Origin of the sequence: Hyphomicrobium sp. (genome assembly GCF_041674905.1) — a bacterium.
In the GTDB taxonomy this organism is placed as follows: Bacteria; Pseudomonadota; Alphaproteobacteria; order Rhizobiales; family Hyphomicrobiaceae; genus Hyphomicrobium_B.
On record NZ_JBAYUV010000037.1, the window covers coordinates 16,902 to 37,634 of the forward strand.

Annotated in this window: 20 protein-coding genes and 1 pseudogene; 12 read left to right on the top strand and 9 right to left on the bottom strand. The window is 62.2% G+C overall.

The window, feature by feature from the left end:
- Positions 1–10 precede the first annotated feature (10 nt).
- Complete coding sequence (locus tag WC026_RS13850) at positions 11–715, top strand: glycosyltransferase (RefSeq protein ID WP_372711596.1); 705 nt, start codon at positions 11–13, stop codon at positions 713–715.
- 17 nt (positions 716–732) lie between these two features.
- On the opposite strand, the gene moaB is transcribed toward WC026_RS13850, so the two are convergent.
- The 3 genes from moaB to WC026_RS13865 form a co-directional block, all read right to left on the bottom strand.
- Positions 733–1,275: a molybdenum cofactor biosynthesis protein B gene (moaB, locus tag WC026_RS13855; RefSeq protein ID WP_372711597.1), complete on the bottom strand. Its 543-nt coding sequence runs from the start codon at positions 1,273–1,275 to the stop codon at positions 733–735.
- A gap of 90 nt (positions 1,276–1,365) precedes the next feature.
- The gene (locus tag WC026_RS13860; protein WP_372711598.1) at positions 1,366–1,890 is read right to left on the bottom strand and encodes a GyrI-like domain-containing protein; all 525 of its coding nucleotides are present in this window, start codon (positions 1,888–1,890) and stop codon (positions 1,366–1,368) included.
- Positions 1,891–2,087: 197 nt separating this feature from the next.
- Entirely contained in the window at positions 2,088–2,942 is an 855-nt protein-coding gene (locus tag WC026_RS13865; protein WP_372711599.1) for a uracil-DNA glycosylase family protein, read from the bottom strand.
- 136 nt (positions 2,943–3,078) lie between these two features.
- On the opposite strand from WC026_RS13865, the gene WC026_RS13870 reads away from it, so the two are divergent.
- The 3 genes from WC026_RS13870 (at position 3,079) to WC026_RS13880 (ending at position 7,760) form a co-directional block, all read left to right on the top strand.
- A complete protein-coding gene (locus WC026_RS13870; RefSeq protein WP_372711600.1) occupies positions 3,079–4,767 on the top strand; it encodes an electron transfer flavoprotein-ubiquinone oxidoreductase in 1,689 nt (562 codons plus the stop codon).
- Positions 4,768–4,977: 210 nt separating this feature from the next.
- Complete coding sequence (locus WC026_RS13875) at positions 4,978–6,795, top strand: tetratricopeptide repeat protein (RefSeq protein WP_372711601.1); 1,818 nt, start codon at positions 4,978–4,980, stop codon at positions 6,793–6,795.
- 98 nt (positions 6,796–6,893) lie between these two features.
- A complete protein-coding gene (locus WC026_RS13880; RefSeq protein WP_372711602.1) occupies positions 6,894–7,760 on the top strand; it encodes a 4-(cytidine 5'-diphospho)-2-C-methyl-D-erythritol kinase in 867 nt (288 codons plus the stop codon).
- Positions 7,761–7,874: 114 nt separating this feature from the next.
- Here WC026_RS13880 and WC026_RS13885 read toward each other — a convergent pair whose 3' ends face one another.
- On the bottom strand, positions 7,875–8,891 hold the full coding sequence (locus WC026_RS13885; protein ID WP_372711603.1) for a polyprenyl synthetase family protein: 1,017 nt from the start codon (positions 8,889–8,891) through the stop codon (positions 7,875–7,877).
- Positions 8,892–8,990: 99 nt separating this feature from the next.
- Here WC026_RS13885 and WC026_RS13890 point away from each other — a divergent pair, with 99 nt between their 5' ends.
- The 7 genes from WC026_RS13890 (at position 8,991) to glyS (ending at position 14,873) form a co-directional block, all read left to right on the top strand.
- The gene (locus tag WC026_RS13890) at positions 8,991–9,224 is read left to right on the top strand and encodes a DUF2007 domain-containing protein (protein WP_046847692.1); all 234 of its coding nucleotides are present in this window, start codon (positions 8,991–8,993) and stop codon (positions 9,222–9,224) included.
- Entirely contained in the window at positions 9,211–10,011 is an 801-nt protein-coding gene (locus WC026_RS13895; protein WP_372711604.1) for a tRNA1(Val) (adenine(37)-N6)-methyltransferase, read from the top strand. Before WC026_RS13890 ends, WC026_RS13895 begins: the two co-directional genes overlap by 14 nt.
- Positions 10,012–10,153: 142 nt before the next feature.
- Positions 10,154–10,927: a S49 family peptidase gene (locus WC026_RS13900; protein WP_372711605.1), complete on the top strand. Its 774-nt coding sequence runs from the start codon at positions 10,154–10,156 to the stop codon at positions 10,925–10,927.
- Positions 10,928–10,947: 20 nt separating this feature from the next.
- Positions 10,948–11,157 carry a hypothetical protein gene (locus tag WC026_RS13905; RefSeq protein WP_372711606.1) on the top strand — a complete coding sequence of 70 codons (210 nt, stop codon included), beginning with the start codon at positions 10,948–10,950 and terminating at the stop codon, positions 11,155–11,157.
- Between the two features lie 150 nt (positions 11,158–11,307).
- On the top strand, positions 11,308–12,252 hold the full coding sequence (locus WC026_RS13910) for a glycine--tRNA ligase subunit alpha (RefSeq protein WP_372711607.1): 945 nt from the start codon (positions 11,308–11,310) through the stop codon (positions 12,250–12,252).
- On the top strand, positions 12,249–12,716 hold the full coding sequence (locus tag WC026_RS13915) for a hypothetical protein (protein WP_372711608.1): 468 nt from the start codon (positions 12,249–12,251) through the stop codon (positions 12,714–12,716). The genes WC026_RS13910 and WC026_RS13915 overlap by 4 nt, the downstream gene beginning before the upstream one ends.
- Before the next feature lie 75 nt (positions 12,717–12,791).
- Positions 12,792–14,873, top strand: a complete 2,082-nt coding sequence (gene glyS, locus WC026_RS13920; protein WP_372711609.1) for a glycine--tRNA ligase subunit beta — start codon at positions 12,792–12,794, stop codon at positions 14,871–14,873.
- Positions 14,874–14,894: 21 nt separating this feature from the next.
- Here the strand turns inward: glyS and chrA are convergent, their stop codons facing one another.
- The 5 genes from chrA to WC026_RS13945 form a co-directional block, all read right to left on the bottom strand.
- Complete coding sequence (chrA, locus tag WC026_RS13925; protein ID WP_372711610.1) at positions 14,895–16,100, bottom strand: chromate efflux transporter; 1,206 nt, start codon at positions 16,098–16,100, stop codon at positions 14,895–14,897.
- 96 nt (positions 16,101–16,196) lie between these two features.
- Positions 16,197–16,496 (bottom strand): hypothetical protein, encoded by a 300-nt coding sequence (locus WC026_RS13930; protein ID WP_372711611.1) that lies wholly within the window; start codon positions 16,494–16,496, stop codon positions 16,197–16,199.
- Positions 16,497–16,671: 175 nt separating this feature from the next.
- Entirely contained in the window at positions 16,672–18,576 is a 1,905-nt protein-coding gene (locus WC026_RS13935; protein ID WP_372711612.1) for an ABC-F family ATP-binding cassette domain-containing protein, read from the bottom strand.
- Positions 18,577–18,616: 40 nt separating this feature from the next.
- Complete coding sequence (locus WC026_RS13940) at positions 18,617–18,967, bottom strand: DUF3147 family protein (protein WP_372711613.1); 351 nt, start codon at positions 18,965–18,967, stop codon at positions 18,617–18,619.
- Between the two features lie 6 nt (positions 18,968–18,973).
- Positions 18,974–20,404, bottom strand: a complete 1,431-nt coding sequence (locus WC026_RS13945) for a GYF domain-containing protein (protein WP_372711614.1) — start codon at positions 20,402–20,404, stop codon at positions 18,974–18,976.
- A 240-nt stretch (positions 20,405–20,644) separates the two neighbouring features.
- On the opposite strand from WC026_RS13945, the pseudogene ndk reads away from it, so the two are divergent.
- Positions 20,645–20,733 (top strand): annotated as a pseudogene (ndk, locus tag WC026_RS13950) (nucleoside-diphosphate kinase); the annotation flags it as partial.

Here is a 20,733-nt window from a genome sequence, read left to right on the forward strand (position 1 = left end):
GAAAACGCCCATGATCACGGTTATCATCGCCGCGCATAATTCGGAGTACACGCTCGGGGCGACGCTTTCGGCGCTCGTCCCCGCTGCGATCGACGGCATCGTTCGACAGGTCATCGTCGTTGACGGCGGCTCGACCGACCAGACGGCGATGATCGCGGATCTCGCGGGCGCCGATGTCATTTCCGGCACCCGGAGACGCGGCGGCCAGCTTGCGCAGGGCGCAGCTCAGGCGCGTTTCCCCTGGCTTATGTTTCTGAACGCCGACACGGTTCTCGAAGAAGGTTGGGAGCGCAGCGCGACGGCCTTCATGCGCCGCATCGACCGGGGCGAGCGCCCGCCCGCTGCTGGAGCATTTGCATTCCGCCTCGACGACAAAGGTTTCGCGCCGCGCCTGTTGGAACGTCTGATCCATATGCGATGCAAGCTCTGGCCGATGCCGTATGGCGACCAGGGGCTGCTTATTCCCCGTCAGCTGTTCGATGCTGTCGGCGGTTATCAGGACCTGCCGGTGCTGGAGGACGTCGATCTGGCGCGCCGCCTCGGCCGTCGGCGGCTGGCGATGCTCGACGCGCGAGCAATTACCTCGCCAGAGCCTTATCGGCGCGACGGCTATCTCGTGCGTTCAATGCGCAATCAGGTCTGCCACGCGCTCTTCGGCTTGGGAATTCCGGTCAAGGTAATTGCGCGGCTCTATCGCGCGAATCCGGCGTCCTAAGTGCTTCCGGAAAGGCTCTAGCCCGCCTTCCGGTGCTCTTCGAGCCGCGGCATGATCTCGACGAAATTACAGGGCTGATGCCGCGCATCGAACTGGAATTTCAGGATGCCGTCCCACGCGTCGCGGCATGCGCCAGGCGATCCCGGCAGGCAGAAGATATACGTTCCGCGTGCGACGCCCGCGCAGGCGCGTGACTGAACCGTCGACGTTCCGATTTTCTGATACGACAACATATGAAACACGACCGAAAAGCCTTCGATATCTTTTTCGAAGAGCGGCTTCACGGCTTCCGGCGTCACGTCGCGACCCGTGAAACCCGTTCCGCCTGTCGTGATGACGCAATCGATTTGCGGGTCGCTGATCCACGCTTGAACGGCGGCGGCGATCGCTTTCACGTCGTCTCTGACGAGCTTACGATCGGCGACGACATGGCCCGCCTCGCCGATGAGCTTCGCCAGCAGATCTCCCGATTTGTCTTCGCTCGCCGAACGCGTATCCGACATGGTCAGAACGGCGATGCGGACCGGAATGAAGGTACGATTGGGGTCGATGCCGGCCATAGGAAGATCCTCACGTGACGGACGAGCAGAGTGAGGGACTTTGGCTGGGTGCCACAGGTTCGTCCAGCGGCGAAAGCGCCGCGCGGCTCCCTAGAAGTTTGCCGCCAGCGGTGGCGGAGCGGCCTCCTCGACAGCGCTTATCGGCACGCAGATATCCGAGCGCAAATCCTTGTCGGCGTAGGCGTTGGGATTGTCCATGTAGATCGAGATGACCGGCCGATTTTGATCGAAGCATAGCCCTGGAAATGGCCTGAACCGTGTGTAAACATTCTCGAGGGTGGACCGCATCTTGTCATAGCTTCCCGAAAGCCGTCGACAGGCGTATGGGCCGCCCGGAAGCGTCGTGGTTCCGAATTCGCGCAGCGATCTTTCTTCGAGGCTCGAACGGATTTCAACGCAGGCGTCGTATCTGCAGTTATTGGGATGGATATGCAGCGGATTATCGTGCGCCATGCCGTAGCCCCGACCGAGCGACGCATAGAGGCCGGTGTCGTCGAGAAGCTGAAAGAGGCGGTCCCAGGCTTTGGGGATCGCATCGTTATAGCGTCCTCTTTCGCGGACGTAGATCAGCCGCGTGGGACGCAGATAGAGCAGGATCGAGTGAGGGTTATTCATTGCAACGCCGGCCCCGCAGAGGCCACCCAATAGAAAGCAGCTAAATAGTCTGTACGCATCATACTTCGCGGCAGGTTTTCGCCCGGCTTAAGTTAATGTCTAAAAATTTATGGAATTTCGAGATATGGGCCGCTTTGGCCGAAGAACCGTAAGCACGGTGAAAGAAGCATCAAATTAAAAGAATAGGCACCGGCCGTTCAAAGTTTGGATCGGATCTGCAACAGATCCTGCCAGACCAGATTTTTGGCGGCGGGCGTTCGCAACAGATAGGCGGGGTGCAGCGTCGCGATCGCCTGGATCTTCCGTTGGCCGATCGCAATCTCCCGCCATTTGCCCCGAAGCCGCATGATGCCCTCCGCGACCCCGAAAAGCTCCTTTGCGGCGGAGCCTCCGACGGCGACGACGATTTTGGGACTAACAAGCTCGATCTGGCGCTCGAGGAAAGGCCGGCAGGCGAGGGCTTCCTGCGGCGTTGGCGTGCGATTGCCGGGTGGCCGCCAGTAGACGATGTTGGTGATATGCACGCTGGTCTCGCCGAGCCCGATGGCGGCGAGCATTTTGTCCAGCAGATGCCCCGCCCGGCCGATAAAGGGCTTGCCTTCCAGATCCTCATCCCGGCCCGGGGCCTCGCCGACGATCATGAGGTCGGCGGTCGGCGCGCCGCGATAGAAGCAGAGCTTCGTCGCCGTCGCCTTGAGGCCGCAGCCGTCGAAGGTCTTGAGCGCGGCTTCGAGCGCTTCGAGCGATCCTGCCTCACGCGCGATCCGCCGTGCGCCGGTCTCGGCTTCGCTCGCGCCGAGCGGCGTTGCGGCCCGTGGACGCGTTGTCTCCGCCGTCGGGCTTTGCGCCGGGAGGCGTCGCGTCGGCGCGCTTTCCGGCTGCGTCAGGGGCTGAGCGTCGTCCGGCCGAGGCCAAGCATACGCCGCTCCGGGCGGTGTCGGGCCGCGTGCCAGCCAGTCGCAGCTCGTTTCATCCACAGCGGCATCGGCCCCCATGGCTTGAAACCAATCGAGCAGCGCAAGCATTTCCTCTCGGGAAGCCGGTTTGTCCATGGGGTATCAGAATAGAGGTATTGTTCGGCGGATGCACGCGGCGGCGCGCCGCTGGCTGCAGTCCTCCCGCTCAACTTGACGCCTCCATATGGGCGACCTAATCGAAATCGATGGTTTTTCGGAAGATGGATACAGAATGACGATGACCGCGGAGGAAACGGGTTTGCCCCCGCGCGAGGCAATGGAATTCGACGTCGTGATCGTCGGCGCCGGTCCGGCCGGTCTCGCGGCGGCCATTCGGCTTAAGCAGAAAGCCGCCGCGGCGGGCGCGGAAATCTCGGTCGTCGTCGTCGAAAAAGGCTCGGAGGTCGGGGCCCATATCCTTTCCGGCGCCGTCATCGATCCGATCGGGCTGAACCGTTTGATCCCGGATTGGAAAGAGCGCGGCGCCCCGGTCGAGACGCCCGTCACCGAAGACGTGTTCCTCGTACTCGGTCCGGAGGGCGACGTTCGCCTTCCGGGTTGGCCGATGCCGCCGCTGATGAAGAACCACGGCAACTACATCGTGAGCTTGGGCTCGCTCTGCAAATGGCTCGGCGAACAGGCGGCGGAACTGGGTGTCGAAATCTATCCGGGCTTTGCCGCCGCTGAAGTTCTCTACGATGACAATGGTGCCGTCGTCGGTATCGCGACCGGCGACATGGGCGTCGGCCGCGACGGACAACCGAACGACGCGTTCGTGCGCGGCATGGAATTGCGCGCCAAGTACACGCTCGTCGCGGAAGGCGCGCGCGGCTCCTTGTCGAAAGGATTGATCCGGAAGTTCGATCTCGCCAAAGGTCACGAGCCGCAGAAATTCGGCATCGGGCTGAAGGAGCTCTGGCAGGTCGAGCCGGAGAAGCATCGTCCGGGATATGTTCAGCACACGTTCGGATGGCCGCTGGGCAACAGAACGGGCGGCGGCTCGTTCCTCTATCATTACGGAGACAATCTGGTCTCCGTCGGGTTTGTTGTTCATCTGAACTACGCCAACCCGTATCTCTCGCCTTACGAAGAATTCCAGCGGTTCAAGACGCATCCCGCCATTCGCGGCGTCTTCGAAGGCGGCAAGCGCATCGGCTATGGCGCCCGCGCCATCACCGAGGGCGGATGGCAGTCGATGCCCGATCTCGTCTTCCCGGGCGGCGCGCTTCTCGGATGCGCGGCGGGAATGGTGAACCTGCCACGCATCAAGGGCAGCCATAATGCCATGCTGTCCGGTATTGCGGCGGCGGAGGCTGCATTCGACGCGATTGCGGCGGGCCGTCAGCACGATACGCTGACCGCCTACGAAGCCGACGTCCGCAGCGGCGACATCGCGCGCGACCTGAAGCGCGTCCGCAACATGAAGCCCTATTGGTCGAAATTCGGAACCGTGGCTGGCGTCATGCTTGGCGGCGTTGATCTGTGGCTCAACACGCTCATTTCGGGCATCGGTCTTGGCTACACGTTGAAGCACGGCAAGACGGACGCCGCCGCGACGGGCAAGGCGGCGGATTTCAAACCGATCAACTATCCCAAGCCCGACGGCAAGCTCACGTTCGACCGCCTAACGAACGTCTCATTTTCGGGCACCAATCACGAGGAAGACCAGCCGGTTCATTTGAAGCTGCTCGATCCGTCGATCCCGATCGCCGTGAATTTGCCGCTCTACGCCGAGCCTGCGCAGCGCTATTGCCCGGCTGCCGTGTATGAAATTGTCCGCGACGATAAGGGCGATCCACGCTTTCAGATCAACGCGCAGAATTGCGTTCATTGCAAAACATGTGACATCAAAGACCCGAGCCAGAATATCAACTGGGTGTGCCCAGAAGGCGGTGGCGGTCCCAATTATGCCGGAATGTAAGGGGCTAGGTGCCTCGCCGAGTGGCGGCGGGGCGGCATATGCGGTTGGAGTGCTGGGTGAGGCTTAGCCGCAAATGAGGCAGCGCCGCCCGCGACCTATCACCCGCTCATTTCCTATTTTTCACCTAAAGCGTGTCGCCAAGGGTGTATCAGGTTTGCTAGGTTCGCTTCTTCGGAATCAGTGCGGCTCCGTAACATAGAGGAACGTTCAATGCGGGGATCCCTCGGACGTGCGCTAAGCGTGGGGCTGGGCGCCGTCGCCTTGACGATCGCCGGGTTCTTCAGCCAAGCGCCAGCCCGCTCTCAGGTCCAGGACCCCGGTCAGGACGCTCTCACGGCGTCGACTCTCGGAAATTACCTCGCCGGCCGTTTCGCGCGCACCGCCCAGGATACCAAGGACGCGGCAGAGTTTTACGGCCGCGCGCTGGAGCGTGATCCATCGAACGAAGTCCTGCTGGAGCAGGCCTTCCAGATGGAGACGATGTCGGGCAACTGGCCGAAAGCCGTGCCGCTTGCCGAAAAACTCGCGAGCACGCGCGAGTCGCATCGCATGTCGCAGTTCCTCTTAGGCGTGACCGCGTTCAAGTCGGCCGCATATCCGAAGGCCGAAGAGCACTTCAAAGCAGCTGCCGAAAATCCAATCGGTGAACTGACGAGTGCGATCGCGCTCGGCTGGACGCGTCTCGCCGCAGGCGACACGGACGGGGCGCTGAAGGCGGTCGATCTGCCGAAGCAGCCCGATTGGGCGCAGTTCTACTTGCGCTACCATCGCGCGTTGATGGCCGACATCGCGGGACGCAAGGCGATCGCCAACGCGACCTACGAAAAAATGTTCCGCCAGGATAGCCGGACGCTGCGCACCGCCTTGGCCTACGCCCAGCACGCCGCGCACTACGGCGACTTCAAGCTCGCGAAGCAGATCATGCGCGAGCAGCTTTCGAAGACTCAGGGCGATCCTCATCCGCTCGCCAAGGAAATGCTGGAGCGCATCAACAAGCGCGACAAGACCGAGCTTCTGATCGCGACGCCGTCGGAAGGTTTGGCCGAGCTCTTCTACGGATTGGGCGAAGCGCTGACCGGAGAGGGCGGAGTCAGCCTCGGCACGATTTATCTGCAGCTCGCGCTGGACGTGAAGCCGGATCATGCCTTCGCGCTTGCGGCGCTAGCCAACGCGCAGGAAGCGGCTAAGCGCTACGAAGACGCCATCGCGACGTACGATAAAATCCCGCAGGGAACGCCGCTGCAGAGCGCCATCGACATTCGCAAGGCGTTCAATCTCAACTCGCTCGACCGTGTCGACGAAGCAAAGGCCATTCTCGAGCGAATTGCCGCCAAGGACCCGAAGGATGTCCGTCCGCTGGAAGCGCTCGGCAACATTCTCCGCGCGCGCAAGGAGTACGCTGAGGCGATCAAGTATTTCACCCGCGCGCTCGCCGCGCTGGGCAAGCACGACCCGCGCTATTGGGGCTACTATTACGCACGCGGAACATCCTACGAGCGCCTGAAGAATTGGCCGGCCGCCGAAGCCGATCTCAAGAAGGCGCTGGCGCTCGCGCCCGATCAGCCGCTGGTTCTGAATTACCTCGGCTATTCCTGGATTGATCAGGGTAAGAACCTCAAGGAGGGGATGCGTCTGATCGAGAAGGCCGTGCAGCTGAAGCCGGACGACGGCTACATCGTCGATAGCCTCGGCTGGGCCCACTACAAGCAGAACAACTTCAAGGAAGCCGTTCGCTTCCTCGAGCGCGCCGTCGAGATCAAGCCGGAAGATCCGACCCTCAACGACCATTTGGGTGATGCGTTCTGGAAGGTTGGGCGCGAGCGTGAAGCGCGCTTCCAGTGGAGCCAGGCGCTTTCGCTCAATCCGGAGCCCGAGGACGTCGATAAGATCAAGGCGAAGATCGAGCGCGGTCTGGATACCAAGGCCCAGGCTAAGGCGGTTGAGAAGACCAGGCAGGTGCAGAGCATGGAATCGTCGCGTAGACGCAGCGAAAATAAAGTTGCGCCCAGCGGCCGCGCCGTCGAATAAGGCCGTCATCAGCGGTCAGCGAACAACGAACGGGCGCGGCTGGCGCCCGTTTTCATGTGCCGGCAAACTTATTGAAATAGCCCGTGTTGAAATAACCCATGGCGACGACGGACTTCGCACCAGCCAAGATCAATCTCACGCTGGAAATTCTCGGACGACGCGCCGACGGCTATCATGAGCTTCGCAGCCTCGTCGCGTTCGCGCAGGATATCGGCGATGTGGTCGCGCTTGCGCCCGGATCGTCCTCGGGCGTCGATACGACGGGCCCGTTCGCAGGCGATATCTCCGGAAGCAATCTCGTTGACAAAGCCATTGCGGCGGTCGCCGCACTGATGCCGGACATGGGGCCGACCCGGCTGGTTCTGGAAAAAAACCTTCCCGTGGCGAGCGGCATCGGCGGCGGTTCGGCGGACGCTGCTGCGGCGCTGCGGCTTCTCTCCACCGTCTACCCGGAACTATCGGAGCGCGATCTATATACGACCGCACGTGCGTTGGGCGCGGACGTGCCCGTTTGCGTCCGGGCGCGCCCCGTCATGATGACCGGCGTCGGCGAAACTTTGCAGGAGGTCGCGCTGCCTCGCGATCTTTATGCCGTGCTCGTCAATCCGCTCGTCGCCGTGCCCGCCAACAAGACGTCTCAGGTCTTCGCGGCGCTGGGCGCGACAACTCTCTCCGGTCCGCCTGCAAGCAGGCCGGTGCCCCGGTTTTCAAACGTGGATGATGTCGTTGCCTACGCGACGGCGCGTGGCAACGACTTGCAAAAGCCTGCGCTGGGATTGCTTCCCGTGATCGACACGGTGCTTGCCGGGCTTCGGCAAACCGAGGGCGCTCTGCTGGCCCAGCTCTCGGGCGCAGGCCCGACTTGCTTCGCGTTGTTTGCGACGAGACGCGAAGCCGAAGCTGCCGCCTTGGCGCTCGAGCAACGGCAGCCCGGCTGGTGGATCAGGCCGACGCGCCTCGGCTAGTACGATGCGCCGACCCAGAGAGCTGCCGGAAAAGTGGGAACCGGTTTCCGCTAAGAAGCGCGGCAAAGCAAAGAGCTAGAGCCTTTCGGCGTTTCCACCAAAATCGGAAAGGCTCTAATGCGAGCGGCCGATGCAGAACGCGATGACCTGCTCCAGAGCGTCCTTTTCGCGGCTATCGGGGAAAATCGCCAGCGCGTCGCGTGCAATCGCACCGTAAGACCGCGCCCGCTCGAATGTCGCCTCGATCGCTTTGTGCTTGCGCATGAGGCTGACAGCCTGCTCAAGGTCGCCATCGTTGATCTCGCCGCCGGCAACCGTCCGGTTCCAGAACTGCCGCTCCTCGGGCGAGCCGCGACGGAACGATAGAATGACAGGAAGCGTAATCTTGCCCTCGCGGAAATCGTCGCCAACCGATTTGCCGAGACGCGAGCTGTCACCCGCATAATCGAGCGCGTCGTCGACGAGCTGGAACGCGAGGCCGAGATTCTTTCCATACGAACGAAGCGCCGACTGCTCTTCCGGCGGGCGCTGGGTCAGAGCCGCGCCCGACTCGGCGGCCGCCGAGAACAGCGCCGCCGTCTTGGCGTTGATGATCGCGAGATAGTCGTCCTCCGTCGTCGAGGTGTTCTTGGCCGCGGCGAGCTGCATCACTTCGCCTTCCGCGATCGTCGCGGCGGCGTTCGACATGATGCGCAGCACCGGCAGCGACCCGACGTCGACGAACATCTTGAAGGCTTGCCCGAGAAGGAAATCACCGACGAGCACGCTCGCCTGGTTGCCCCAGATCATCCGCGCCGTTTTGCGGCCGCGACGTGTCGCGCTTTCGTCGACCACGTCGTCATGCAGCAGCGTTGCCGTGTGCATGAACTCGACGGCGGAGGCCGTCCGGATGTGGCCGTTGCCGCCGTAGCCGCACAGCTTCGCGGACGCGAGCGCCAGCATGGGACGCAGCCGCTTGCCGCCGCTGTCGATCAGATGGTGCGCGAGTTCCGGGATCATCTCGACGTCGGAAACCGCTTTGTCGAGGATTATGCGGTTAATCGCCTCAAGGTCGTCCGCGACCAGTGCGAGAAGCGGTTCCAGCTTCTGGCCCGTCTCGCGAAGGTCGTCCAGTGGTATCACACGGCCCAAGTTGATCCCCATTCGAATGCTGGCGTGCTAATATATAGTGGAAATGACGCGACCGCGTTGCGGCCCCGCGTCCGACCCTGTCTTTCGTCGAGTGGCAATATGCGCGAACTGGTTATGACGAATGACCTTGTCTTGATCAGCTATGTCGAGGCCCTGCTTGCGGATCAGGGCATCGAAGCGGTGGTATTTGATCGAAATATCAGTCTGATGGAAGGGTCAATCGGCGCTTTTCCGCGACGGGTGGTTGTAGCCGATGAGCATTGGTCCCGCGCAAGTCGCGTTCTGAAGGATGCGGGTCTCGGTCAATGGATTGTTGAGAATGAACGCCTTTGAGGCGCCCGGACGAACGGTCGCGCCGACGACCGATGATCTCTTCCTTGGCGGCGCCCTGACGATCCTGCAACCCCGGAATGGTTACCGGGCCGGGACCGACGCCGTTCTTCTGGCGGCGTTGATGGCGCCTGAAACGCTTGGCGCCGGGCCGGTTCTCGACGTCGGCGCGGGAGTCGGCGTCATTGGCCTCTGCGTGGCGCGACGATGTCCGTCGGCGCGTGTCATTTTGCTCGAACGCGATCCGTGCCTCGCCGCATTGGCCCGCGACAACGTTCAGCGGAACAATATGTCGGATCGCGTCTCCGTCGTCGAGACGGACCTCGCGCGTGCCACCGCAGCGCTGGAGGTCGCCGACATCAAGTCCGAATCCTTCCCGGTCGTGCTCGCCAATCCTCCCTATCATGACGATCGCCGAAGCACGCTCGCCGAAAGCCCGCTGAAGGCCGTCTCGCACCAGATGTCCGACGACCTGCTGGACGCCTGGGCCCGGTTCATGTGCCGCATGGCGGCGCCTGGCGGACGTGCCGCGATGATCCACAAGGCGGAAGCGCTGCCGCGCATCCTCGAGACATTTGAAGGCCGCTTTGGATCGATCGCCGTCCTGCCGATCCATGCCCGCGCCGGAGAGCCGGCCATTCGCGTCATCGTCGAGGGCGTCAAAGGCAGCCGTGCGCCACTGTACATCAGGCCCGGCTTGGTGCTGCACACGCCCGAACAGAGCTTTGTCCCCGAGATCGAAGCGATATTTCGCCACGGGGCACCTCTTCCGCCACAATACCGAGGCTGATCGCTGGCTACGCCTCAACGCGCTTGCAATAGGGCCGCAGCGTTCTATTTGAGAGCCGGACCTCGTGTAGGAGCCTGTTTCGATGTGGCCATTTTCGCGCCGACCCTTCGTGCCTGTTCTTCGCTTTCACGGGCCAATCGGCATGGCGACGCCGTTGCGCCCCGGTCTGACGCTCGGAGCTTATGCGAACGCGATCGAAAAGGCATTTCTGGTTTCGAAACTGCCGGCCGTCGCGGTGATCGTGAATTCGCCAGGCGGTTCGCCGGTTCAGTCGAACCTTCTGTTCAAGCGCATCCGCCAATTGGCCGCCGAAAAGAAAAAACGCGTCTATGTTTTTTGCGAGGATGTCGCGGCCTCGGGCGGCTATTTCCTCGCCATCGCGGGCGATGAAATCTACGCCGATCCGTCGTCGATCGTCGGCTCGATCGGCGTCGTCTCGCGCGGCTTCGGATTCGTCGATCTGCTGGACAGAATTGGCGTTGAGCGCCGGGTCTACACGGCAGGCACGAACAAGAACCAGCTCGACCCGTTCCTTCCTGAGGACCCCGACGACATCGCCCGGCTCAAGTCCATTCAGCAGGACGTGCACGACATATTCATCGGCCTCGTCAAGGAGCGCCGCCTCGGAAAACTGAAAGCACCGGACACGGAACTGTTCTCCGGAGCCTTCTGGTCGGCGGCGCGGGCGGTGGAATTCGGCCTTGTCGACGGCATTGCTGACATTCGATCAAAAATGCAGGATATTTTTGGCGAGAAAGTTCGCCTTAAAGTCATCGAACCGGAAAAACCGGGGCTGCTGGCGCGGCTGAGGCGCACGCCCGGCGCGATCAGCGGTTATCCGCCGGCTCTTGCATTTGCCGATGATCTGGTGTCGGCTGTCGAGGCACGAACGCTCTGGTCACGTTTTGGCCTGTGATCTAGCTCTGGAGGGCATTGATGCCGCCAGTCATGTTCCTCGCGCTTCTCGGCGCCGCAGGAATTGCCGGTTATAAGATTGTCTCGAATCTTCTCGAAGGTTCGAAGGTGGCCGGTCGCAAACGCGCGAACGAGATGCGCCGCGCGACGTCTTCGGCACGCGATCTCGGCAAGCTCGAATGGGATGAAGACGCTGGCGTCTACCGGCCGACCCCGAAGCGCGAGCATTGAATCCCTCCGATCGAGCGGAGAAATGTGACGCAAAGCCGTCCTTCCCCATGCATTCGGCCAAAAGTCGAGCAAAAGCGGGGCATCTGCGCGTGACAAGGACCCGTGAGCGCGTATATTGCGCCGCGACTTGAGCCGGAAAGAACCCCAACGATGTCAACAACGACGGTCTCGTCGAAGGCCGCACGACCTTCCGCGCTGCGCCCCAGACAAGCCTTCCAAGATCTCATCCTGACGCTGCAGACATTCTGGAGCAATCAGGGCTGCGCCATACTCCAGCCCTATGACATGGAAGTCGGCGCCGGCACGTTTCATCCGGCGACGACGCTGCGCGCGCTCGGACCGAAGCCTTGGGCCGCGGCCTACGTTCAGCCGTCGCGACGCCCCAAGGACGGGCGCTATGGCGAGAACCCGAACCGGCTGCAACATTACTATCAGTTCCAGGTCATCATGAAGCCATCGCCTGCGAACATTCAGGAGCTCTATCTCGCGAGCCTCGACGCGATCGGCATCGACACGGCGCTGAACGATATCCGCTTCGTCGAGGACGATTGGGAAAGCCCGACGCTCGGAGCTTGGGGCCTCGGCTGGGAAGTGTGGTGCAACGGCATGGAAGTTTCGCAGTTCACATACTTCCAGCAGGTCGGCGGCTTCGACTGCAATCCCGTTGCAAGCGAAATCACCTACGGGCTCGAACGCCTCGCCATGTACGTCCAGGGCGTCGATCGCGTCTTCGATCTCAACTTCAATGGCCGCGACGACGACAAGCGCCTGACCTACGGCGACGTGTTCCTGCAGGCCGAGCGTGAATATTCTCGATACAACTTCGAGCACGCCGACACCGAAATTCTATTTCGCCACTTCAAGGACGCAGAGGCCGAGTGCAAGGCGCTGCTCGAGAAGGGTGCCACGGACGGAGAGCACTTGCTCGCGCTCCCCGCCTACGATCAGTGCATCAAAGCGAGCCACATCTTCAACCTGCTCGATGCCCGCGGCGTGATTTCCGTCACGGAGCGTCAAAGCTACATTCTGCGCGTTCGTGATCTGGCGAAAGCCTGTTGCGCCGCGTGGCTGAAAACTAAAGGAGGACACGCGTGATCGAAGTCAACAATACGGTGCTCGGTCTTGTTGCGGCGGCAGTTCCGCTGCTCATCATCGGCTTTTTCATTCTGCGGCGGCTGCCCTGGATCTTCGCGTTCTTCGTGGCCCTTCTGGCGGTGGGTCTCGGCTATCTCGAAACGACGGGCGCCATCCGCGAGTTCGGGCACAATGTTCGCGCGGTGCTGCCTGAGGGTATCGTAAAACATAAGGTGCACGAAGCCGAACCCGCAGCCGGTCCGGCGATGGCGCCTGCCGAGACGCCCGCTGACGGTCCTGCGATGGCTCCGGCTTCGCCGCCTGCGGAGGAACCAGCCGCTGAGCCCGCAACGCCGACGCCTGAGGCAACTCCGGCCCCTGACCAGGCTCCGGCCCAGGAACCGGCAGCTCCGGCTCCCGCGCCAGAGGCGACGCCTCCGGCAGAGCCTGCCCCGGCGCAGCCTCAACCTTCGACGACGCCATAACGACAAGTCTTCGCCCCGTGATGCTGGGTCACGGGGCGAGGGCATCAAAGCCGCATCCCCGCGAGATTGATCTGAATGTCCGAATTGCTGCTTGAACTTCTGTCGGAAGAAATCCCCGCGCGTATGCAGACGCGTGCCTCGGATGACTTGAAGCGTTTGATCGTCGATGGCCTGAAAGCACGCGGCCTTGAAGCTGGCGAAGCGCGGAGCTTCGCGACGCCTCGCCGTCTGACGCTCGTGATTGAAGGCGTTCCCGCGAAGTCGCCCGCCATTTCCGAGGAAAAGAAAGGCCCGCGCGTCGGCGCGCCGGAGCAAGCGGTGCAAGGATTTCTGAAGTCGGCAGCTCTCGCGTCGATCGGCGACGCGACCGTCGTCAAGGACGAGAAGAAAGGCGACTACTACGTCGCGAAGATCGAGAGGCCGGGCCGTGCAGCCGCCGAGATCGTCGCGGAAACGGTTGTCGAAGTCGCAGCAAAATTTCCCTGGCCGAAGTCGATGCGCTGGGGATCGTCATCGTTCCAATGGGTGCGCCCATTGCAGTCGGTGCTGTGCCTGCTCGACGGCAAGGTCGTGCCGTTCGAAATCGCTGGGATCGAAGCGGGCAACGAGACGTGCGGCCACCGTTTCCTCGGACCCGGCCCGTTCAAGGTCAAGAATTTCGCGGATTATGAATCGAAGCTCGCCGCGCATCATGTGATGCTCGATCCGGCGAAGCGCGCCGCCGCCATTTCGGAGCAGGCGCACGCACTCGCCAAGGACGCGAAGCTCGAGCTGATCGAGGACGACGCGCTGCTCGCCGAGAACGCCGGTTTGACGGAGTGGCCCGTCGTGCTCATGGGCACCTTCGACAAAGCTTTTCTTGAAGTCCCTGCCGAAGTCCTGACGACCTCGATGAAGACGCATCAGAAGTGCTTCTCACTGCGCGAGCCGCGATCCAAAAAGCTCGCGAACAAGTTTCTGCTCGTTTCCAATCTCGTCGCGAAAGACGGTGGCGCCGAAATCGTCTCGGGCAACGAAAAGGTCATCCGCGCGCGGCTCTCCGACGCCAAGTTCTTCTGGGAGCAGGATCTGAAACATCCGCTCGGCGAGATGGCGGGCAAGCTCGCGGGCATCACGTTCCACGAGAAGCTCGGCAGCCAGAAAGATCGCGTGGACCGTATCGAACAGCTCGCGTTCGAGCTGGCGGGCGCGTGCGACGCCATACCGGAAGACGCGCGCCGCGCGGCAGGATTGGCGAAGGCCGACCTCGTTTCCGGAATGGTCGGCGAATTCCCCGAGCTTCAGGGTCTGATGGGCCGCTACTACGCAGAGCACGTCGGCACGAAGCCCGAGATCGCCCGTGCTCTCGAACTGCACTACAAACCGAAAGGCCCGACCGATACGGTTCCGCGCGAGGATCAGGGCGACGCCGTCGCGGTCGCTGTCGCCCTCGCCGACAAGCTCGACACGCTCGTCGGCTTCTGGGCCATCGGCGAAAAGCCCACGGGCTCCGGCGATCCCTACCAGCTCCGCCGCGCCGCTCTCGGCGTCATCCGCATCGTGCTGGAAAATGATCTGCGCGTGTCCCTCACGCATTACATCGCCATTGACGAACGGTTGCATAGCGCCAAGAAAGCCGCCATCGGAGTTCAGGAGGACCTCCTCTCCTTCTTTGCCGACCGCCTGAAAGTTTTCCTGCGCGATCAAGGCAAACGCCACGATCTCATCGACGCCGTGTTCGCGCTCGGCGGCCAGGACGACCTCGCGCTCATCGTCCGCCGCGTCGAAGCGCTCGATGCGTTCCTGAAGACCGACGACGGCGCCAACCTGCTCGCAGGCGTCAAGCGCGCCGCGAACATCCTCGCCATCGAGGAAAAGAAGGACAAGACATCTTATGTCGGTCCCTACGATCTGAAACTGATCACGGAAAAAGAAGAAACGGCGCTCGCCGCTGCCATTGAATCGACCAAGCAGGACACCGTCGCCGCGATCAACGTCGAGAATTTCGCGGGCGCGATGCGTGCGCTGTCGGAACTCCGCGCGCCGGTCGACGCGTTCTTCGAAAAAATTCTCGTCAACGCCGACGATCCGAAAATCCGCGAGAACCGTCTGCGGCTCTTGTCGGAAATTCGCGCCGCAACCCAAACCGTCGCCGACTTCTCGAAAATCAGCGGCTGACGAAAATCGAGCTTGGCCTTGCTAGGCAAGCGTCGCGAGCGCTTGCCCGGCAACGGCGCTCAGCACGACGACCAGCCACGGCGGCGCTTTCCAAAGATAGAGCAGCGCGAAATCCGCCGCCGCGAGCGCGAAATCGCCTTTGCTCAAAATCCCCGATGTCCAGACGGGATCATAAAAGGCGGCCAGGAGCAGGCCCACGACGGACGCATTCACGCCGCGCAGAAGCGCCTGCGCAATTGGGCGGCGTCTGAGTTCCTGCCAGAACGGCAGCGTCCCAATGACCAGCAGGAACGACGGCAGAAAAATTGCCACCAGGCAAAGCGCGGCGGTGCCTGCGCCGCCGATCACGGTGCCGAGATACGCGGCGAATGTAAAGAGAGGGCCAGGAACCGCCTGCGCCGCGCCATAGCCCGCCAGAAATGCGTCGTTGCTTACCCACCCGGGAGCAACGACTTCGGATTGAAGCAGCGGCAGAACGACATGGCCGCCGCCGAATACCAAAGCCCCAGCTCGAAAGAATTTGTCGAACAGATGGACGGTTTCGAGGTCGCTCAGCGAGGCGGCGAGCGGCAAGCCTACGAGCAGTATGGCGAACACCGCCAGACAAAAGGCGCCGCTGGAGCGCCTGATGGTCAACGGCAAGTGAGCTTCACCTGTTGACGGCGCACCGTTACGGAGCAATAGCGCTCCAGCGAGACCGCCGAAAACGATCGCCGCCACCTGTCCCAAGGACGAAGGCACGGCAAATGCGATCGCCATCGCGATAATGGCAAGCGCCGCGCGTTGGCGGTCGGGCGTCAGCGTTCGCGCCATGCCGAGAATGGCGAGCGCCACCACGGCGACGGCCGCCACCTTCAATCCGTGCAGCCAGCCAGCGTCGAGCGGAACGCCGCTCGTCGAAATGGCATATGCGAAAAGGATAAGCGCCAACGCCGACGGCAGAGTGAAAGCGGTCCATGCCGCCAACGCACCCGCGTATCCGGCGCGCGAAAGGCCGATGGCGATTCCGACCTGGCTCGAGGCAGGCCCGGGAAGAAACTGGCATAACGCGATGACGTCTGCGAAGGACGTTTCATCGAGCCATTTGCGCCGCTCGACGAACTCTTGCCTGAAGTAGCCAAGATGCGCGACCGGCCCGCCGAAGGACGTCAGTCCGAGTTTCAGGAATGCAAGAAACACGTCGGCAACACGCCCGGCCGCATGGCTCGATCGATAGGATGCGGTCATGCGCGCGGGTTTCCGATATGTGACGACATCGGAAACCGATACTGCGGCGAAACCCGCATATCAATCCAATGAAAACAGATAACGACGGCGCAGGTTTTATCTATTCGTTGTCTTGAATGGCTTCACCGCCGGAAGCATCGCAAGCTGCGTCGATGGCGTTACCACCGTCTGAGCCCCGGCGAGGAATCTCGGTTTGGCCGCCGCGTCGAGCCATTTGACGGTGATGTTCGCCGCATAAGTGAACGTGATGATGGCGATCACCACCGCAATCGAAAGCATCGCCACGTAGGCGAGATATTCTTTCACCGCAACCGTCGCGTCAGCGGCGTGCGCGCGTGGGGGCCGCGCCCTGGCATTGCGAGGTGTCAGCACGTGATAGACGAATTCCTGTTTCATGATCGAGACCCGTTGCGCAGGTACGCGGGGGGCACTGGCCCTGCGCCCCATGAACGCCGCATTCTTTAAATCGGTTCCTGACCGCTATTCTTCCAGGTGTGGATATCGCGGCAAATCGTAACCCTCGCGATCCGATGTGCCGCACCGGGCGGGATTCGACAGCGGAGCGAACAGGTTACGCTTCGGCGCCCACCGCCGCGTCCTCGTAGGCTTCAGTCGCCAAAAGCCATGATTCTTCAGCCTCGCCGAGTTGCTTGCTGAGCAGACCCCGTTGTTGCGCCGTGCTCTGCGCACGCCCCGGGTCTTTCGCATAGAGCGCCGGATCGGCGAGCATCGCATCAACGGCGGCGATCTCTTTCGTCAGCTTTTCGACGAGCTTCTCCGCAGCGACCATCGTCTTTTTCAGCGGCGCAAGCTCGGCCCGTCTTTCGGCGGCAGCGCGACGTTGATCCGTACGCGATGCTTTCGCCTCGCCGTCGCTGCGATCGTCGCGCCGCTCCGCTGTTCGCGCTCCGCGTTCCTCAAGCAGCAGCGCACGATAGCTTTCCATGTCGCCGTCGTAAGTCTTCACCGTGCCGTCGCGCACGAGCAAGAGGCGATCCGCCGTCGCTTCGATCAGATGCCGGTCGTGGCTGATCAGGATGACGGCGCCGTTGTATTCCATCAGCGCATGGACGAGCGCCTCGCGGCTGTCGACATCGAGATGGTTCGTCGGCTCGTCGAGGATAAGAACGTGCGGTCCGTGAAACGCCGTCAACACCAGCAGCAGCCGTGCCTTCTCGCCACCCGAAAGCTTTCCGCATTGCGTGTCGGCCTTGTCGGCGCTGAACCCGAACGTGCCGAGCTTCGTTCGCCGCTGCGCTTCCGTCGCCTCGGGCATCAATTTAAGCATGTAATCGTAGGGCGTTGCTGTCGGCCGCAGATCGTCGAGCTGATGCTGCGCGAAATATCCGACCTCGACTTTTTGCGCGCCGAACACATTGCCCGAAAGCGGCGCTAGCTTGCTCGCGATCAGCTTCGCGAGCGTCGACTTGCCGTTGCCGTTCTGGCCGAGCAACGCGATGCGATCGTCGTTGTCGATCCTGAGGTCGAGGCCGGTCAGCACGGGCGCGGCGGCGTCATATCCGGCGCTCGCCTTTTCAATCCTGAGCAGCGGGCTCGCAATCACCTTCTGCGGATCGGGAAAGCGGAACGGCACGACGCGATCGTCGACCTGCGCCGCGATTGGCTGCATCTTCGCGAGGGCTTTGACGCGACTTTGCGCCTGCGCCGCCTTGCTCGCCTTGGCCTTGAAGCGGTCGATGAAGGCCTGCAGATGCTTCCGTTGCTCGTCCTGCTTCTTCATGAGCTTCATTTCGAGGCGCTGCTTTTCACGCCGCGTTTCCTCGAAGTCATCGTAGCCGCCCGCGTAAAGCGTGAGCTTGCCGCGATCGAGATGCAGGATCGAACCGACGGCGCGATTGAGCAGGTCGCGGTCGTGACTGACGATCACGACAGTATGCGGATAGGCCTTGAGATGGTTCTCGAGCCAGAGCGTTCCTTCGAGATCGAGATAGTTCGTCGGCTCGTCGAGCAGCAGAATGTCAGGCTTCAGAAACAGAATGGCCCCGAGCGCGACGCGCATCCGCCAGCCGCCCGAGAATTCGCGGCACGCCCGCCGCTGCGCCTCATCGTTGAAACCAAGTCCCGAGAGAATGCGCGCCGCGCGCGACGGCGCGGAATGCGCGTCGATATCGGTCAGCCGCATCTGAATTTCCGCGATCCGCTGCGGGTCGGTCGCGTGATCGGCTTCCGCGAGCAGGCTGGCGCGTTCGGCATCGGACGACAGCACCCAGTCGATCAGGCTGTCGTCGCCGCCGGGGGCTTCCTGCGCGACGTGTCCGAGGCGCGCATTGCGCGGGATCGAGATCGATCCGTCGTCGGGCGCAATCTCGCCCTTCAAGAGACGCAGCAGGGTCGTCTTGCCGGCGCCGTTGCGCCCGACAAGGCCGATCTTGTGGCCGGAGGGGATCGCGACAGTCGCCTGCTCGAGGATCGGCCGTCCCTCGATCCGATAGGTCAGGTCGTTGATATGCAGCATGGGACGAGCCGATAGCCTGTCCGCCCGCGCCTGTCACGTCTCACAAGGTGACGCCGAAGCGCGCAAGCACGGCCGTCATTGCGAGGTAGGCCGCAAAAGTCGCAGCCGAGGCGATCAAAAGGCTCGGCCAAAACCCGAACCCGCGCGCCAGGAGGAGCGGCAACACAACGAACAGGACGAGAGACGGTAAGACGTACCAGACGATGCTCGACGAGAGCTGGGCGATCTTGGCCGTGTCGCCGGTCTCGCCATAAAGCCAGATGAATGCCAGGAGAGAGGTCAGGGGCAGCGAAGCGATGATGGCTCCGAGTGCACTGGAGCGTTTCGCCACTTCCGAAATCGCAACGACGAGAACGGCGGTCAGCAGAACCTTGATCGCCGCATAGAACACGGCGCGTCAGCCCGATACGACTGGTTTCAGCGTTTCATAGAGCAGGCGATCACGCGTCGCTTTGTCTTGCACGGCGAGGTGCGCCACGAACCATTCCTGCACCATCTTGCAGACCTGTTCCGGCTCGCGCTTGGCGAGCAACTTCGGATTCGAGAACACTTGCAGATCGTCTTCCTTCCAGCCGAGCTTCGCGAGTTCCTTGATCAGCACGTCGTAGTCGGTCTTGACGGCGGAGTCGTGCTTGACCGGATTTTTACGGCCTTCGGAAATCGCCTCGAAGATTGCGCCGGCCTGCGCGTTGAGGGCTGTCGCCGTCTCCGGATGCTCCATCATTTGAACGACGGCAGGGCTCGTCTCGCCTTTCGAAATGAAGCCGAAACAGGCGCTCACGCTCTGCGTGCGAAGCGACTTCAGATGCGCGAGGAATGCAACCGCGATCGCCTGCAGTTTTTCGGAACTGGCGGCGAGAGCCTTGTCGGCGTTCTGGCGCCGGAGGTTCACGAGTCCCTGCGCGAGCGTCATCGCGACTTCGTTCTCAGATTTCTTGTCGGCGACCATCTTGTTGGCCGTTGAAATCTGCGTCGTATACCAATCCGGATATTCCGCCTTGATCAGCTCCCAAACCGGCACTTTCTGCAACCGCGCATCGAGTGTCGATCCATCGATCGGCGGTGGGGGCGACGGCTCGGGTGCCTCGGGCTCGACGGCTGCAACTTGCATGTCGGTCGGGGCCTTCGGTGCAACGTTCGTTGCGCCGAGTTTCGAGACGGAAGCCGTCGTCGTCGTTTGCGGATCGCTTGCCGGCGGGCTCTGCTGCGGCTGGCTCTCGGCTGTGTGCTGTTGAGGTTCTGGCGGCGCAGCGGGAATGACATCGCTGGCGGCGGGCGCGGGCGTCTGTTCGGAATTCGCGGCGTCCGATTGCGGATGCGTCTCGGCCTCGGCGACCTTCGTATCGTCCGGAGCCGCAACGACAGGCGCCTGGTCGCCGCTCGAGTCCGATGCGCCCGAGACGATCTCCATCAGCGGGCCATGGTAGGTCGCAAGCGCGAATGCACCACCACCGATCACCGTCAGCGCAACACCTGCGATAGCCAGACGCTTGACGAGATTGCCGCGTTGAGGCCGCGCCTCCGCGCCGTCGAAACCGGAATGAGGAGCATACTGCGCCGAAGCATTTGATTGCGACGTATACGTCGGAGCGGGCGCCGCGCGCTGAGCCTGCGGGATTGCTTGCGGCTGCTCGCTGCCGCCGTGAAAGGCTACTGGGAAAACGGCGGGCGCGGCTTGCCATTCTGACATGCCGGGGCGCCAGATGAGATCGGTCTGGCGAAGGTAACTGTGCGCGATGAACGTGCGCAACTCAACATCGGTCAAGGGACCGTGCTGTTTGCCATCCCGTGCAATATACCACTGAATGTCGTCGGCTTGTCCGGTCATTCTCGCTTCTTCGCACACGCGGGTCTTAAAACCCGTTTCAAGAGACCGAGTATTCCCCCCGGCCACACTGTTCACACGCAGTTGCGCGCGTCAATCGGGCGATTATGCGGTGAACCGGTCAATTTTCGTGCGACGTGCAACCGACTGCTTCAACTCGACCGCTTTCGTGCGCTTGCCGGTGTGAACCCCCACGGCTATAAGCCCGCCAACTCTCAGGAAACCGCAAAGCGAGGCAGACTTATGGCCGTTGAACGTACGTTTTCAATTATTAAGCCGGACGCAACGCGCCGCAATCTGACCGGCAAGATCAATGCCGTGATCGAAGGCGC